This window comes from Gilliamella sp. Occ4-3, assembly GCF_001690675.1.
Lineage (GTDB): Bacteria > Pseudomonadota > Gammaproteobacteria > Enterobacterales > Orbaceae > Gilliamella > Gilliamella bombi.
The window spans coordinates 14,289-32,478 of sequence record NZ_LZHR01000117.1 but is presented as its reverse complement, the minus strand read 5'-3'; the positions used below and the strand labels follow the sequence as shown (position 1 = coordinate 32,478).

At 34.1% G+C, this 18,190-nt stretch carries 11 protein-coding genes and 1 CRISPR repeat array; of the genes, 6 read left to right on the top strand and 5 right to left on the bottom strand.

Translation table 11 applies throughout. From position 1 onward, the window contains the following. On the bottom strand, positions 1-456 hold a 456-nt coding region (locus A9G44_RS11955), incomplete at its 3' end, for an IS5 family transposase (RefSeq protein ID WP_143426411.1). A gap of 152 nt (positions 457-608) precedes the next feature. On the opposite strand from A9G44_RS11955, the gene A9G44_RS11950 reads away from it, so the two are divergent. Next, the gene (locus A9G44_RS11950) at positions 609-2,393 is read left to right on the top strand and encodes a DUF262 domain-containing protein (RefSeq protein WP_065611226.1); all 1,785 of its coding nucleotides are present in this window, start codon (positions 609-611) and stop codon (positions 2,391-2,393) included. Positions 2,394-2,731: 338 nt separating this feature from the next. Here A9G44_RS11950 and A9G44_RS11945 read toward each other — a convergent pair whose 3' ends face one another. Next, positions 2,732-3,712, bottom strand: a complete 981-nt coding sequence (locus A9G44_RS11945; RefSeq protein ID WP_143426410.1) for a hypothetical protein — start codon at positions 3,710-3,712, stop codon at positions 2,732-2,734. A gap of 596 nt (positions 3,713-4,308) precedes the next feature. Then, positions 4,309-4,637: direct repeats of the CRISPR family, unit length 29 nt; unit sequence CTTTCTAAACTGCCTACACGGCAGTGAAC. Between the two features lie 361 nt (positions 4,638-4,998). On the opposite strand from A9G44_RS11945, the gene A9G44_RS11940 reads away from it, so the two are divergent. The 3 genes from A9G44_RS11940 to A9G44_RS11930 all read left to right on the top strand — a co-directional run bounded on the left by A9G44_RS11940 (position 4,999) and on the right by A9G44_RS11930 (position 10,870). Beyond that, on the top strand, positions 4,999-6,564 hold the full coding sequence (locus tag A9G44_RS11940; protein WP_218837600.1) for a type I restriction-modification system subunit M: 1,566 nt from the start codon (positions 4,999-5,001) through the stop codon (positions 6,562-6,564). Between the two features lie 2 nt (positions 6,565-6,566). Continuing rightward, positions 6,567-7,700, top strand: a complete 1,134-nt coding sequence (locus A9G44_RS11935) for a restriction endonuclease subunit S (RefSeq protein WP_218837599.1) — start codon at positions 6,567-6,569, stop codon at positions 7,698-7,700. Between the two features lie 68 nt (positions 7,701-7,768). Further along, positions 7,769-10,870 carry a type I restriction endonuclease subunit R gene (locus tag A9G44_RS11930; RefSeq protein WP_065611220.1) on the top strand — a complete coding sequence of 1,034 codons (3,102 nt, stop codon included), beginning with the start codon at positions 7,769-7,771 and terminating at the stop codon, positions 10,868-10,870. 85 nt (positions 10,871-10,955) lie between these two features. Here the strand turns inward: A9G44_RS11930 and A9G44_RS11925 are convergent, their stop codons facing one another. Continuing rightward, entirely contained in the window at positions 10,956-11,660 is a 705-nt protein-coding gene (locus A9G44_RS11925) for a GntR family transcriptional regulator (protein WP_065611218.1), read from the bottom strand. 175 nt (positions 11,661-11,835) lie between these two features. Between A9G44_RS11925 and A9G44_RS11920 the strand changes: the two genes are divergently transcribed. Then, positions 11,836-13,725, top strand: coding sequence for a beta-glucoside-specific PTS transporter subunit IIABC (locus A9G44_RS11920; RefSeq protein ID WP_065611216.1), 1,890 nt, complete (start codon positions 11,836-11,838; stop codon positions 13,723-13,725). A 13-nt stretch (positions 13,726-13,738) separates the two neighbouring features. Continuing rightward, positions 13,739-15,175, top strand: coding sequence for a 6-phospho-beta-glucosidase (locus A9G44_RS11915; RefSeq protein WP_065611214.1), 1,437 nt, complete (start codon positions 13,739-13,741; stop codon positions 15,173-15,175). Between the two features lie 78 nt (positions 15,176-15,253). On the opposite strand, the gene dinB is transcribed toward A9G44_RS11915, so the two are convergent. Together dinB and cptA are read right to left on the bottom strand one after the other, a co-directional pair. Then, positions 15,254-16,309 (bottom strand): DNA polymerase IV, encoded by a 1,056-nt coding sequence (dinB, locus tag A9G44_RS11910; protein ID WP_065611232.1) that lies wholly within the window; start codon positions 16,307-16,309, stop codon positions 15,254-15,256. A gap of 82 nt (positions 16,310-16,391) precedes the next feature. Then, positions 16,392-18,098, bottom strand: a complete 1,707-nt coding sequence (gene cptA, locus A9G44_RS11905) for a phosphoethanolamine transferase CptA (RefSeq protein WP_065611212.1) — start codon at positions 18,096-18,098, stop codon at positions 16,392-16,394. Positions 18,099-18,190: the final 92 nt, after the last annotated feature.

Genomic DNA, 18,190 nt, shown 5'->3' with positions numbered 1-18,190 from the left:
GTTTTCTGCATAAGTGATATCATGTCGTTGTCCTTCAGAAAGCTCAAAACAAATAGGCAAACCACCACTATCAACCGCAAGATGAATTTTAGTTGAATTACCACCACAGCTCTGACCTATTTGCTCACAATGCTCCGTTGCAGCGCCTGTACTATGTTGATGAGCCTTGATAATCGAGCCATCTAGGAACACCCATTCAAAATCCGCTAGTTGTGATAAATGTTTGAAAATATTAACTAATATTCCCTTTTTAGACCACAAATTAAATCGTCTATAGACGGTGCTCCATTCACCAAACTCTTTTGGCAAATCTCGCCAAGGAATACCGGTTCTCATTCGGAAAAGGATCCCTTCAAACGTCATCCGATGCTCGGATTTATTATAAACTCGGCCGGTATTTTTCATTATTTGTAGTAGCTTTTCCCACCGTTTATCTGTTAGCATTGTTCTTGGCATGATGAATCGAGTTATGGTTGTTTTTGGCTGAATTATTATAACTCACATCATGCCGTCTAAAAAATAATCACGAAAGATCAACACGCCCTAATAATCAAATGTTTTCAAATTAAATTAAATTAAATTAAATAGAAATATAAGTAGGTATAAATATGGAAGAATCTTTTAAACCCCGTAGTTTATCGATTAGTGAATTATTTGGTGATACAAAAAATCTTTATAAAATACCAAAGTATCAAAGACCTTATAAATGGGAAAGTGAACAAGTTGAACAGTTATGGGACGATATTTTAGAATCATATGAAAATGACGTACCAAATTACTTTCTTGGCTCTGTTATTACAGCAAATTCTTATGATGAACCTAATTCCCCTTATATTGATGTTGTCGATGGACAACAAAGATTAACAACGTTAATGATACTATTTTGCGTTATACGTGATTATTTTCCGAATCTTAATCTACATGATAATTTAAATCCCCTTTCTGTAAATATTGATATTATCCGTTCTGCAATAATCTTTAATAGCCGAGCTTCACGTTTAAGATTACACACTCATAGCTCTCATCAATCTGATTTTGAAGCGTATATTTTAAACGAGGGAGCAACAAAAATATTGCCTCCTCCATATAAATATCAAATTAAAAATGATCAAGAACCCAAATTTAAATTTATTAATACAGCACTAATTTTTAAAGAGAAATTAAATTCTTTACCTGAAAATAAACTTGGAGAGTTAATTAATTATTTGTTTTACCAAGTTAAAATTATACGTATCGATTGTACCAGTCGTGATTTTGCTATTAAATTGTTTCAGGTGCTCAATAATAGAGGTTTAGATTTAACTTCTGCTGATTTAATAAAAAGTTTTTTATTAGAAAAGCTTTATAAAAAATATAAAGATGATTTAGCCACTTCAAAATTAAAAGAAGATAGTTTTATGTCTGATTGGCGTGAAATGGAGCAGCTCATTAAACAATGTGACGATATAAGTTTAAATGATTTGTTTATTATTTATGCACATTATTTATTAGGCTCAAATCAAAAAAAATCATTCACTGAAGAGCTACAAAGCTTATTCGAAAATCAAGATCCTAATCAAGTCATAGCCTCATTAAAACAATTTGTTATTAATTATTACGAAAAAATATATTGTTCAAAAGATAAAAATATTTATTCATTCCAATATTTGAGATGGAGTAATTATTGGAAAGCGATATTAATGACAGCCATTACAACAAATTATAAAGATTTTGATGAATTAGTTTTTGAACTAAGACGCTTTTATTATTTATATTGGATTGCGGGAAAAACATTATCCCAAGTAAAGCAGACTTCTTTTAATGTCATTAAAGCACTGAAAGAAAAAAAACATATCAATTATTTAAAAGCAATCTTTTCAAATAAATTAAATTCCGAAAAGATTTATGAATTAGCGATATCTCAGCTAACTTCTAATATGGTTGATAAAGAAGCATGGATTAAACCTCTTTTGATTTTAATTGAGTATGATCTAACCGATCAATCTAATCCTATTTTATTAAAACTTAATAATGACTTGCACCTTGAACATATATTACCTAAAAAATATAAGACTATTGCAGAATGGAATCATATCACCGAAGAAGTAAAAAACAGATGGTTACATAGTATTGCTAATTTGACACTATTAAGCGGTAAAAAAAATATTGATGCTAGTAATAATCCTTTCAATGTCAAAATGATCGTATATCAGGGTAATCATACTAATAACACGACTGCTTTTCGCCTTTCTCAAAAAGTATTAGATGATTTTAATCAAAAAACATTTAATCAACAATGGCATGAAGATGCATTAAAAGATCGTTATAATTGGATACTTGCACGATTAGAAAAATTATTAGCTATAGATTTTACATTAGTAAAGCAGATAGATACCCCCAAAATGGCAAAATAATGATCAATCAACTAATATGATGTGTAGGAATCAATTGCGTTGGTTATAGGAAATAGTCAGTTAAACTACTGTAATAAATTTTCGTAAAATAAAATTAACGCCGTATCACCAACAAGCGATATGGCGTTAATATCATAAAGAAAATTATTATCAATTTGAATAAACGTATTACGGCCATTCATTCAACCGTTTGTAATACAAAAAGACTTCATGAAGCACTAACTCTCCCAGACATATCTTTATATATTTCTAAACCGCCTACACGGCGGTAAACAATTTTATGATAGTTAAAGTATCAAAATAGGTGTTTCTAAATATTGGCCTCGGCGACCTCAGGACTAAGGTCTAAGGTCCAAGGAGCAAACAACATAAGTGCTGTAAAACGGGAAGTACCCAGAGAAGCTGCCAGAGTGTGAGCCCACAGTGAACGGGTGGCTATCCTTAACCTTAGCAGCTTCCGTCCAGTAGTCGTCGTCGGTATCGCTCATCCAGTAGTTGTCGTCGGTATCGCTCGTCCAGTAGCGGTTGTCGACAAAGCTAGCACCAGTGTAGCCGAACATCCAGCCCCACTCGGAAAAAAAGCCTGCACCAATATAGCGCATGTAATTATTATCTGATGAAGATGGGCTGGCGCCTACAGGACCTGCCGCGTTAGTTAAATCCCTGATCCTTGGCATCCGGTAGCCTATATTATTACACCATGCTAACTGGTCATTATGACGTCTACCATTAACATATCCATTGGGATTATCCCGAACGACGAACCACTGCCTCAACACAAATCCATATTTTACTACCTCAATACCATATCTATCTCTACCCACTAACTCAAACGTTTGCGGTAACTTTGGTACAGCAATTCGGCTAGGATTTGGATTATCCCATTGATTTCTGGCCTCTGGACCTGTTAACTTAACACGGGCTACAACTTTTGCAAAATCCTCCCAAGGAATCCAATAGTCATTATTAGCTACAACATTTGTCACTGTTGCAGTAATTCCCTCATGCGTAACAGGTTTCCATGTCAAGTCTCTCACATCTATTCCTGTTATAAGTAAATCAAAATATAAATTATGCGCTCCTGTAGTTGGAAAATTGAGGTTGTATGATTCAGGATTGGTTGATTGAACTAAGAAGCCCTTCTTAGGATTCCATATGTCAGCTGGACCTGCGTATTTACCATTACCCCAAAATAGATTTGGCCTTACATAATTGATAACTGCCGACGGTAGCAGTATTGCATCACTACGATTACCCGTTCGAACCTTTTTGCCATTCGCCTGTACATTCCATAAAGAAGACAATAATAACAATATCAATACTAACGGAACTTTTCGGAATAATTTTGATAATAATTTGAAAAATAACTTTGAAGATATAAACGTGGTGGGGTTAAAAATCCAACTAGTGTGTTTATCTGATAAATTTAAGACATAGGTTTGCCAGTGTTGGTGTTTGGTGTTTGGTGTTTAAAATGATAATGCATTACGGTTCACCTGTCAAGTAAATTAATGATTTATTTTAATTTTTATGTTTATTTGATTGTTTAATAATCTATTCCTTTAAGGTGTTAAAGTATAGCCATTTTAAAAAAACTTGGCTAGTTTTTTATGCAATTTTTTAATTAGAATACGGTGTTAGGTTTTGTAAGTCTTAACTTTTGTGGAAATAATGAATATTGGTGATAATTTCTAAACCAAGGAATTAGTGAATTACCTAACAACCAATGAACATATAATCCTTACCATGTTATAAGATGTATTACGCCCACAAAATCGTTCAGGTAGAGCATTGATTTTATTTAATTTTTTATTTTCATTAAAATCAACCAGTTATACAGAAATTTCTATTTTTATACAAAAGACCGCCTATGCGGCGGTGAAGTTTTATATTAAAATGCGTAATTTTTAAGCGCATTTCTAAACTGCCTACACGGCAGTGAACGAGTTTTGCCCAAGTTCCTTGTTTTCGGCTTTTTTCTAAACTGCCTACACGGCAGTGAACCTGGCAACTCGATAACATGAATTTGCGACCACTTTCTAAACTGCCTACACGGCAGTGAACTCGTCAACTTTGTTAGAAAAGGTTCGGATGCCTTTCTAAACTGCCTACACGGCAGTGAACGTCGCTGGGAGCAAAAAACAGCAACATACGGCTTTCTAAACTGCCTACACGGCAGTGAACATGATTGTCTGTACATCGAATATGAAGCGTACTTTCTAAACTGCCTACACGGCAGTGAACTAGAAGCTAATATACTATCAATATAGTATGTAAAAAGGCAAATAGGTATTTAGGTTTTAAAAACCCTTTTTTTTGAGATGAATTTAATTTATTGATTTTATTGAATTTTAAAATATAGCTAAAAAAAGGGTTTTTGTTTTTAGATTTTGTTGCTTTGTTATTTTTTAAGATTTTCCAGCCTTAAAGTTCAAAATACCCATTGGCTGAGTTTTTAATAAACGCCCCAGATGGAAAAATAACAACAAATCAGCTATGCTATAGCACCTATAACAGGTAGCTATAAAATGACTAATATGAAAGTAAAAATTAGTTACTTTCTAATTAGGCAGCACCTATTTTTTATTTAGGAATTTTGAAAAATATGACATCTAATAACGCTAAATCAATTACCGAAACGCAACAACGCGATCAACTACAACGACAAATTTGGAAAATTGCCGACGAAGTCCGTGGTGCTGTCGATGGTTGGGATTTTAAACAGTATGTACTTGGTTCTTTGTTTTATCGCTTTATTAGTGAAAATTTTGCCAATTATATTGAAGGTGGCGATGAGAGTATTGATTACAGCACATTATCCGACGATGTCATTATCGATGAAATAAAAAAAGACGCAATAAAAACCAAAGGCTATTTTATTTATCCTAGCCAATTATTTTGTAAAATTGTAGCTGAAGCTAATACCAATCCAAGTTTAAATACTGACTTGGCAAATATTTTTAATGCGATTGAAAGCTCAGCCATTGGTTACCCTTCAGAAAGCGATATTAAAGGATTATTTGCCGATTTTGATACTACCAGTAACCGATTAGGTAATACTGTTGCAGATAAAAACAAACGGTTAGCCGCAGTACTTAATGGTGTAGCCGAACTTGATTTTGGTGATTTTGCAGACAATAAAATCGATCTGTTTGGCGATGCTTATGAGTATTTGATTTCTAATTATGCCTCGAATGCTGGTAAATCAGGAGGCGAGTTTTTTACGCCGCCGAATGTGTCCAAGCTGATCTCGCAATTAGCCTTACATAATCAAAAAAAGGTCAATAAAATCTATGATCCAGCAGCAGGATCAGGCTCTTTATTATTACAAGCGAAAAAACAGTTTGACGAACATATTATTGAGGATGGGTTCTTCGGTCAAGAAATCAATCATACTACCTATAACCTTGCTCGAATGAATATGTTTTTACACAATATCAACTATGATAAATTTGAAATTGCTTTAGGGGACACGCTACTTAATCCAAAATTTGGCGACGAAAAGCTATTTGATGCAATCGTTTCTAATCCACCCTATTCAATTAAATGGATTGGCAGTGATGATCCAACCTTAATTAATGATGACCGATACGCACCCGCTGGCGTGCTGGCACCAAAATCGAAAGCCGATTTTGCCTTTATTATGCATGCACTAAGTTATCTATCTGAGTGCGGGCGAGCCGCGATTGTTACCTTTCCGGGGATATTTTACCGTGGTGGTGCGGAACAAAAAATTCGCAAATATTTGGTCGATAATGATTTTGTTGAAACCGTAATCTCACTGGCACCCAACTTATTTTATGGTACCTCGATTGCGGTTAATATTTTAGTGCTTGCCAAAAATAAAACCGTCAAAACAACACAATTTATTGATGCTAGTAAACTGTTTAAAAAAGAGACCAATAATAATGTGCTCACTGATGAACATATTCAAGAAATTATGCAAGTATTTGCTAGCAAGCAAGATATCGAATATTTTGCTAAATCGGTCGATAATCAAACCATTGCGCAAAATGACTATAATCTATCAGTCAGTTCGTATGTTGAAGCCGAAGATACCCGTGAAGTGATTGATATCAATCAACTTAATGCCGAAATAAAAGCAACTGTTGCTAAAATTGATAGCTTACGATCCCAAATTGACGCAATTGTGGCGGAGATTGAGGGATGATTATGCGTAATAATATAACTGAGTTATTAAAAGGTGTTGAGGTTGAGTGGAAGACACTGGGGGAAGTGGCAGAAGTTGGAACAGGTAATGCAAATAGGCAGGATGAAGATGAACATGGACAATATCCATTTTATGTTCGTTCCAAAAACATATTAAAATCAAAAAAATTTCAGTTTGATGAAACCTCAATAGTCATTCCAGGAGAAGGTGGCATTGGCGATATTTTCCATTATATTGAGGGGAAGTATGCATTACATCAAAGAGCATACAGAATTCATGTATTTTCAAATAAACTAAATACAAAATATTTATATTATTTAATGTGTGATAAATTTAAACAATATATTTTGACTAAATGTGTTGGCGCTACCTCTATTTCAATCAGAAAACCAATGCTTGAACAATTTCAGATCCCTATCCCCACTCTACACGTTCAAACCGAAATTGTCCGTATTTTAGACACATTTACAGCCCTCACAGCAGAGCTCACAGCAGAGCTTACCACAAGGAAAAAACAATACAACTATTATCGAGATAAATTGTTGACCTTTAAAGATGATGAGGTTGAGTGGAAGGCTTTAGGGGAAGTCGCTCATTATTCAAACACTCGTATTAGCTTTGATAAGCTTAATGAAAAAAATTATGTAGGTGTTGATAATTTATTACAAAATCGAGCAGGAAAAACTGATTCAAACCATGTGCCTAAAGAAGGAAATTTTACAGAATATCTTACCAATGATATTTTGATTGGAAATATTCGTCCTTATTTAAAAAAAATTTGGCAAGCAGAATATTTTGGAGGAACTAATGGCGATGTTCTAGTCATTCGTCCCAAAAACGATCTATTATTTCACAGATATTTATACCATGTCTTAGCGAATGATAATTTTTTTGAATACAATATGCAACATGCCAAAGGCGCAAAAATGCCACGAGGAAATAAAGAAGCTATTCTTAAATATCACTTACCCATTCCCCCACTCAAGGAACAAGCTCGTATTGTCGAAATTTTAGACAAATTCGATACTCTAACAAATTCCATTACAGAGGGTTTACCGCGTGAAATTGAATTACGACAAAAACAATATGAATATTATCGGAATTTGTTATTGGATTTTCCTAAGGCAGAACAATAAATAACAGACAAATTACAGCGAACTAAATAGTAGAATAAAATTACAATATTAAACATTTGGAATAGACTATGACGACTTATACAAAACCCATCGCCGAAACAAATAGCTATATTATTTTAGATAACTACAACAAACTTGAAGAATCAGCAGCTGTTTATCAAACTGAAACGGATTTAGAAAATGAATTTATTCATGATTTAGCTCGACAAGGTTATGAATACTTACCGAATTTAAATACGCATGAAAAGTTATTAACCAATATTCGTGAGCAATTGCAAACACTAAACAAAATGCAATTTACCGATGATGAATGGCGACGTTTTGTATTAGAGTATTTGGATAAACCCAATGAATCTATGATCGATAAAAGTCGCAAAATCCACCACGATCATATTTACGATTTTGTTTTTGATGATGGTCATATCCAAAATATCAAACTGTTAGATAAAAAAGATGTCGCTAATAATAAATTACAAGTTATCCATCAATTTCAGCAAACAGGTAATTATGCAAATCGTTATGATGTGACTATTTTAGTTAATGGCTTGCCGCTTGTTCAAGTTGAACTAAAAAAGCGTGGTATTGCTATTCGTGAAGCCTTTAATCAAGTGCATCGCTATAGTAAAGAGAGTTTTAATCAAGACAATTCACTATTTAAATATCTACAACTATTTGTTATATCAAATGGTACCGATACGCGTTATTTTGCTAACACGACTAAACGTGACAAAAATAGCTTTGATTTTACAATGAATTGGGCTAATGTTAAAAACGAGCCGATAAAAGATCTAAAAGACTTTACCGCAACCTTTTTTGCCAGCCGAACGCTGTTAAATGTGTTATTGACTTATTCGGTGCTCGATGTGAATGACACATTGTTAATTATGCGCCCTTACCAGATCGCCGCCACCGAGCGTATATTATGGAAAATCATTAGCGCTTATCATGCCAAAAAGTGGAGTAGCTTACAAAGTGGTGGTTTTATTTGGCACACAACAGGTTCTGGCAAAACATTAACCAGTTTTAAAACGGCACGCCTTGCAACCGAATTAGAATTTATTGATAAAGTTTTTTTTGTGGTGGATCGTAAAGATCTGGATTATCAAACCATGAAAGAGTATCAAAAATTTTCAAAAGATAGTGTGAATGGTTCAAATAGTACCGCAGGGCTTAAGCGCAATATTGAGAAAACCGATAATAAAATTATTGTCACCACTATTCAAAAGCTTAATAATTTAATGAAAAGCGATGATAGTTTAGCAATCTATGATAAACATGTGGTATTTATTTTTGACGAAGCGCACCGCTCCCAGTTTGGCGAAGCTCAAAAAAACTTAAAGCGTAAATTTAAAAAATATTACCAATTTGGTTTTACTGGTACGCCGATTATGCATACTAACGCAATCGGAACGCAAACCACAGCGGATGTTTTTGGTCGTGAACTGCACGCTTATGTATTAACCGATGCAATTCGTGACGAAAAGGTACTAAAATTTAAAGTTGACTATAATGATGTGCGTCCTAATTTTAAATCGATAGAGCAAGAACAAAATCTCGAAAAACTCAGCGCTGCTGAAAATAAAAAAGCATTGCTCCACCCAAACCGTATTGAGCAAATCACACAATATATTCTGAATAATTTTAAACAAAAAACCCACCGATTAATGGGCAAAAGTAAAGGGTTCAATGCCATGTTTGCAGTGAGTAGTGTAGATGCGGCTAAACTCTATTATGAATCATTCAAAAAACTACAAGAAGGTGCAAATCAGCCGTTAAAAATAGCCACGATATTTTCTTATTCTGCTAATGAAGAACAAGATGCGCAAGGTAATTTTGCCGATGAAAGTTTTGAAATAGATGCCTTAAATCAAAGTGCTAAAGAGTTTTTAGCTTCTGCGATATCAGATTATAATCAGATGTTTAAAACTAACTTTGATGTCAGTAGCGATCAATTTCAAAACTATTATCGCGATTTGTCTTTAAAAGTAAAAAATAAAGAAATTGATTTATTAATTGTGGTTGGTATGTTTTTAACTGGCTTTGATGCGCCAACACTTAATACCTTATTTGTTGACAAAAACCTGAGGTATCATGGGTTAATTCAAGCCTTTTCACGCACCAATCGTATCTATAATGCCACCAAAACCTTTGGTAATATTGTGGCGTTTCGTGATTTAGAACAAGCGACCATTGATGCAATAATAACATTTGGTAAAAGTAATACTCATGAAGTAGTGTTAGAAAAAAGCTTTAAGGATTACATGGAAGGGTTTACTGATAAAGATTCAGGTAATTTCCACAATGGCTATCTAGCCATCGTTGCCGAGTTACAAGAAAAGTTCCCACGCCCTGATGAAATTATCAAAGAAAAAGATAAAAAAGAGTTTGTTAAATTATTTGGTGAGTACTTACGTGCTGACAATATATTACAAAATTATGATGAATTTGTTGCATTAAAGGATTTCCAACAATTAGATATGAAAGATGCGCAGGCGGTTTTAACGTTTAAAGAAAAGCATTATGTGACTGATGAAGATCTGCAAAAAATGCAAGCAGTTAAACTACCGACTGACCGCACAATTCAAAATTATCGTTCAACTTATAATGATATTCGTGATTGGCTACGCCGAGAAAAAGAAGCCAATCAACAAGATCAGCAAAGGGTTGACTGGGATGATGTAGTTTTTGAAATAGATCTATTAAAATCACAAGAGATCAATTTGGATTATATTCTTGAGTTAATTTATGAACAAAATAAACAAGAAAAAACCAAACAGGACATTGTCGAAGATGCTAAGCGATTAATTCGATCAAGCTTAGAAAATCGAGCTAAAGAAGAACTAGTTGTTGAGTTTATAAAACAAACTGATCTTGATACTATTCCAGATAAAGCCTCGATTATTGATGCGTTTTTCTTGTATGCACAGCAAGAGTTACAGGTAGAGCTTAATTCCTTAATTGAAGAGGAAAATTTAAATGAAGCGGCAACAAAACGCTATATTGCATCATCATTAAAGCGAAAATATGCAACCGAAAACGGCACAGAGTTGAACGAGATTTTACCAAAAATGAGCCCACTGAATCCCCAATATTTAATTAAAAAGAACCGAGTCTTTGAAAAGATCGCCGCATTGGTTGAAAAGTTTAAGGGTGTTGGTGGTGAAATTTAAGTGTTAACAGTTAAATTCGCTAATAATTAAAGGAAGATGAATGATCGATTTCTTATTCATCTTCCTAATAATTTATCATTCAAACTTACTTTGAGTGATTTTGTATGCAAAATCTTGCATGCTCATAATGATAAATGATTTTTGAAAAATCAAATGGTTCACCAGATGAGGTGTAAAATATTTCTTCAACACAAAGTGCAGGTTCGCCAGGTTGCAGTCCTAAATAGGGAGCCATTTCTTCATCAAGTTTTATTACCTGTAAATATTTATCAGAAAAACCAATATTAATATTATAATTTTCCTGAATGTAATTAAAAATTGAGTTTTCTACAATTTCTTTATTTAAATAACAAATTAACTTTTTACGGTAATATGACTGCTCTAAACCATATAATTTATCTTCAACATAGCGCAATCTTTTAACAAAATAGACCTCTTCGTTATCATCGCACTGTAGATTTTCTTTAACTCTTGCACTGGGCTTGATGATATCAACATTAAGTACAGTTGAAGAACCATAAACATCTTCTAGATCGACAGTAAAACCATGACTTTGCAAAAAATTAAGATAGCCTCTTTTTTTACGTTCACGAACAAAAATACCACTACCTTGCACTTGATAAATAACGCCCTGCCGCTCAAGACAGTTAAGCGCTTTAACAATTGTACTACGACTGACCTGATATTGATTAATTAACCCGTCAATATTAGCAAGCTGAGTGCCTTTGGACAGTTGTTTTTGATAAATCATCTGTTTGATTTTTTTTGCAACATCCTGATATTTAACCATTTTTATATCTTTTTATTTAATGAAAAATTTAAACATTATTTTATACAAGTTATTTTAACTTTTAAATTAAATGATGTAAAAGTAGATCAAGATCACAAACAATATAATTGTTAATTAACAATTTTGAAATTGTCGATAAAATAATCTTACTGAATTGCTTTTAAGGAGTTTGTGGATGTCATCAAAAATTAGAGATTATAACAAACTAGCTGTTGATATTTTAAATGAGTTAGGTGGTGAGAAGAATATTGTTACCGTTTCTCGCTGTGCAACACGCCTTCGCCTTGTTACCCAACACACACCAGATCATGCAAAAGAAAACATTGCTAAATTGCCGGGTGTGATTACCGTTGTTGAAAAAGGCGGTCAAATCCAAGTGGTTATTGGTACACATGTTGATAAAGTCTATAACGCCTTTACTCAACTGATTAATACTGATAATAAAGTAACCAATAACGATAAAGCGAATATTTTAAATCGTGTTATTGCAACGATGTCAGCTGTTTTTGCGCCGTTTGTTTATGTTTTAGCCGCTTCGGGGATTTTACAAGGTATCTTGATTTTACTTAAATTAGCCTGTCCTGAGCTAGAAAAAACGGGGACTTTTGAGGTATTCAATTTCATCTCTTGGGCACCTTTTTTCTTTTTACCTATCTTTATTGCCATTACAGCTTCTCAGCATTTTCGTTGTAACTTATATATCGCTGTTGCTTGTTGTGCTGCGCTGTTATCACCGACATGGACAGAGTTTGCAAAACTAATTAGTGAAGGACAAGAAATTGATCTATTTGGTATTGCGCTATCACAAACCACTTATGCTTCAACCGTTTTACCACCACTCTTTTTAGTTTGGTTACTTTCTTATTTAGAACGATTTTTAGAGCCTAGACTGCATAGCATTATAAAACCCGTTTTATTGCCATTATTTAGTCTTGTCATTATGGTACCTTTAACATTACTTGTTGTTGGTCCATTAACAGCAAATGGTGCACAATACATTGCCAACGGCTATAATTGGTTTGTTAGCCTAGCGCCTTCAGTTGCAGGCGGAATCATAGGTGCTGTTTGGCAAGTCTTTGTTATTTTTGGTGTACATTGGGGGATCACACCTGTCATTGTTGAAAACTTTAAACAATATGGTCAAGACTCTTTCCAAGCATTTCAAACCATTGCCGTTATTGGTCAAGTCGGTGCAGCATTAGGTTTTTATTTAAAAACCAAAACGCAAGAGATGAAAGGTATTTCATTATCTGCTTTTATCACTGGCTTATTCGGTATAACCGAACCTGCTATTTATGGTGTTAACTTACGCTTTAAAAAACCATTTATTTATGGTTGTATTTCTGCATCTTGTGGTGGTATTGTGGCAGGATTTTTTGCTCCTCACTATGTTGCTTACGCTGGTTTACCAGGTCCACTAACTATCGTTAATGCAATTAGCCCTAATAATCCAGATTCATTTACTGGTGTCTTGATTGGTGCGCTTATTGCTCTTTTAGGACCAGTAGTTTTGATCCAAATTTTTGGAACTGGCGAAACCATACAAGATACGGCTAATAGTCAAGAAAATATCAATATCGAAGATGATAATCCTAAGATTCTTCTTGATGAAGTTGACATCACAAGCCCGATGACAGGTCATGCTTTACCACTAAGCGAAGTGCCAGACCCTGCTTTTGCGCAAAAATTGATGGGAGAAGGAATTGCTATTGAACCAACGGATAACCACGTTTATGCACCTTTTGATGGCGAAGTCACAGCCGTGTTTGAAAGTTCTAAACATGCTATTGGTTTAACATTAGATAACGGTGTTGAGTTATTAATTCATGTGGGGATTGATACCGTTAATTTAACTAATAATGAGTTTGAATATCACATTGAATTGAATCAAAAAGTGAAAAAAGGAGATTTGCTAATTAGCTTTAATCCTGATGCTATTAAACAAGCAGGTTATCCATTAATTACGCCAATTATTATTGTTAACACCGATCAATACCAATTAATTTCATTAACCGATAAAACTGACGTAACGATTAATGATATCATATTTAAAATTAAGCAATAACAAGGAATCAAAAATGACTAAAAAACCATTTTTATGGGGCGGTGCTTTAGCCGCTCACCAATTTGAAGGCGGTTGGAATGAAGGCGGTAAAGGCCCAAGTGTGGTTGATGTTATGACCGCAGGTGCTCATGGCGTTGCAAGACAAATCACTCAAGATATCGAAGCGGGTAAATTTTATCCAAACCATACTGCAATTGATTTTTATCATCATTATAAAGACGATATCAAACTTTTTGCCGAATTAGGTCTTAAATGTTTACGCACCTCGATCGCGTGGACACGAATTTTTCCAAAGGGTGATGAACTTGAACCAAATGAAGAAGGCCTGCGCTTTTATGATGATGTTTTTGATGAACTAATAGCTCACGGCATTGAACCAGTTATTACATTATCCCATTTTGAAATGCCTTTACATATTGCTCGCCATTATGGCGGTTTTAGAAACCGTAAGACAGTTGAATTTTTTGAGCGCTTTGCTACTGCATGTTTTGAACGTTATAAAAATAAAGTTAAATACTGGATGACATTTAACGAAATCAATAATCAAATGGATACTAGTAATCCTATCTTCTTTTGGACTAACTCGGGCGTGCAAGTTAAACCTGGCGAAAATCCGCAAGAAGTTCTGTACCAAGTTGCACACTATGAACTGTTAGCCAGTGCTAAAGCAGTAATAGCAGGTAAAAAAATTAATCCTGATTTTCAAATTGGTTGTATGGTATCGCATGTGCCAATTTATCCATATTCTTGTAATCCTGAAGATATGATGGCTTCAGAAATTGCCATGCATCAACGATTCTTCTTCCCTGATGTTCACGTTCGCGGTTACTATCCAGCTTATGCATTAAAAGAATTTGAACGTGAAGGATATAAACTCGATATTACCGAAGAAGATTTAGGTTATTTGAAAAAAGGTACGGTTGATTACATTGGCTTTAGCTATTATATGTCTACTGTCGTTAAAGCTGATGCCAAAAATGATAATCGTGACAACATAGTTAACGGTGCACTACCTAATGCGGTTGAAAATCCTTATATAAAAAGCAGCGATTGGGGTTGGCCAATTGATCCTGAAGGTTTACGTTATACACTTAATCGTCTGTATGATCGATATCAATTACCGCTATTTATTGTCGAAAATGGTTTTGGTGCAATTGATGAACTCGAAAACGGTAATCAAATACACGATAAACCACGTATTGAATATTTAGGTGCCCATATCAAAGCCATGCAAACTGCTATAGATTATGATGGTGTTGATGTAATGGGTTACACTGCTTGGGGAATTATTGATGTTGTATCATTCACTACTGGCGAAATGAAAAAACGTTATGGCGTAATTTATGTTGACCGTGATAATGAAGGTAACGGTAGTATGAAACGCTATAAAAAAGACTCTTTTGAATGGTACAAAGAAGTCATTAGTACTAATGGTGCAAGTTTGAAATAATCATTATTAGCTAGCTATCATTTGTTATGAGGATGTTTGAAGGCTTTGCCTGCATCCTCATTTTTATGGTTAAAAGGGCTAAAACTGAAAAATCAACTGCTTTTCAACTTGCGGATCGATTAACGTTACATGAAAACCAATTAACCGAACTCCACGCCCATTACGCCGTTCTAACCAAACTTTATGCGCTTGCTCAATTAAATCAGCTTTATCCAATTTAGACCACACATGTTCTTGCGTAGTTAGCTGAAAATCGTCAAACTTAAATTTTACGCCTTGCCGAGCAATCGATAAATCAGCACGAACTTTGCTTAACCGTTTTTCCATTTCATCAAATAATGGATCGAACTGCAATAAACATTCTTCCCAACTATGAATATCATCAGTTAAAGTACGCTCTACCCCTACCGATTTACGTTGCCTGTCATTACACACTTCACGATCATCAATACCTTGGCATCGCTCATATAGTATTCTTCCAAATTTACCGAATTGGGTAATTAATTTAGTTACATCATAATTAACAATATCATTGCATGTAAATAGCCCCAATTGGGCTAATTTTTTTTCCGTGACCTTACCCACACCTGGGATTTTTTTTAACGGTAGCTGCTCTATAAAACTATCAACGTTATCTGGTGTTATTACATATTGACCATTAGGTTTATTCATATCAGAGGCTATTTTGGCAAGAAACTTAAGTGGAGCAACACCTGCCGATGCAGTTAACTCAAGTTCCTTGTAAATTGCCTGACGGATATCTTGAGCAATTAAAGTAGCTGAACCATAACAAAGTTTGCAATCAGTTACATCAAGGTAAGCTTCGTCGAGTGATAAAGCCTCAATAGATTCAGTATATCGTTTAAATATTTGGTGGATCTGTTTGGAGACTTCTTTATAAACTGCATGCCTACCCGCTATAATTTTAAGGTTAGGACAAAGTTTTATGGCTTGAGCCATTGACATAGCACTGTGTATACCATACTGACGAGCTAAATAATTGGCAGTCGCAACCACGCCACGCTTACGAGGATCGCCCCCTACCGCAATAGGCATATTGCGATAACGGGGATTGTCTCTCATTTCAACGGCGGCATAAAAACAATCCATATCAACATGAATAATTTTTCGCATAGCGGGTTTCACAATACTCAAATATAACTGTATAAATATACAATATTATACCTTAAATATTTGTGTAAACAACCTAAGTGAATTACTTAGTTAATTTATCAAAATCAATTAGGCCATTCTTGTCATAAGGATCGCCAATCCAACGAATCGATTCATGAAAATTAGGATTAACAATACTTTTTTCAGGAACATATAAGTTATAACTTAATCCAGCTAAATCAGACCAAGTATGAATCAAATCTTGTGTACTAAATTTTCGATCTACATAAGCTTGATAGTTATTAGGATGCGTTTCCACCCATGTTGGCGATTGCCAAAGCATAAATGGCACAGTATACATAGTTTTAGTTGGTGCCTTCTCGTTTCGCCCTAACACATTATGCGGTGGCGTTTGATAAACATCTTCACCATGATCTGAAAAATATAACATAAAACCATTTTCTTTACTGTTTTTAAAGATATTAAACAGTGTTGTTGTGACATAATCGTTATAACTTATTGCATTATCATAACTATTATATACATCTACTTTATCGTCATCGAGAGGATATGGAATACTTTCCTTATCTTTAAAACGGTCATACTTACCGTCTTTTGGATAGAGGAACTCGTATTTCATATGCGTACCAAGCAGATGGATAACAATAAATTTCTTTTCAGCGTTGTCAGCTAGCACTTTTTTGAAAGGCTCAAATACCGATTCATCATATTGTCTTGAACTTTGATTACGATCGTTATTCATATAAAACTGTTCATCGGCTTGTTTAGAAAACATAGTCAACATAGTATTACGCTTGGTCATGGTCTGCTGGTTAGTGATCCAAAATGTTTTATACCCTGCTTGCTTCATAAGATTTATTAATGAAGGAGTTTTAAGGTATAAATCGGGATGCTTCTCATCAGCAAAAGTTAACGCTTGTTGCAAAATTTCGATAGTATAAGGTCTTGATGAAACCACATCGTTAAATACAACAAAATCAGTATTATCTTTTTTAAACTGCTCAATTTGAGGTGTGGTATTTCGCCCATAACCATAAATACTCATCCTATTACGTGTTGTTGATTCACCAATGACTAACACCAACGTCCTAGGCGTATTACCGTTAGCATCTTTTAAATTTTCAACAGGAGATAAAGTGTCTAAATGATTTAAAATATCTTCCATATTTTTAAGTTGAGATCGATAAGCTAAATAGCTATTAATAAGTTGCCATGGCACAGTTGTTTCCATACGCGTTAATAAATGAGTTCCGGCTTTTTCAATAGATGATTTTTTTATTGTCACACTAATAAACACAGGCATTATGGCATAAATAGCTATTAATAGTGATACAATCCATTTAGTAGAAGTTTTAATATAAACAGGTCTGACTTTACTCCAAAGATAAATACCCACTAAACTATAAATAATCAATACTACAACTAATTTAATACTAAAATACTGCTGAACAAATTCGCTCGATTCACTATAATTTGATTCTGCCATAACAAAAAATACACTTTGCGAAAATTCTTGTCGATAAATCACAAAATAACCGACTGAAACCAAAGACAAACAGCCGATAATAAGACCAAATATAGTCGCAATCTTTCTTGTATAATTAGGAAAAATCAAAACAGGAATAAGCCAAATCAAACTATAGATAATTGAATCGCGAAGTCCAATTGCATTGGAATGCCCCGAAAGAAAAATATATAACTGTAATGCACTAGAAAAATAAGTAAAAAATAAAATATTAAAGATAAGTGCTGACCAGCTAAATTTGTTGGTTGCTTTTATGTTTAGCATAGATATTTAATTTGCTTTGTTATTGATCATAAAATGCAATATATGCTTGGTAGATTAATAAAACCTTAAGCTTTAAATATCTAAATTTAAAT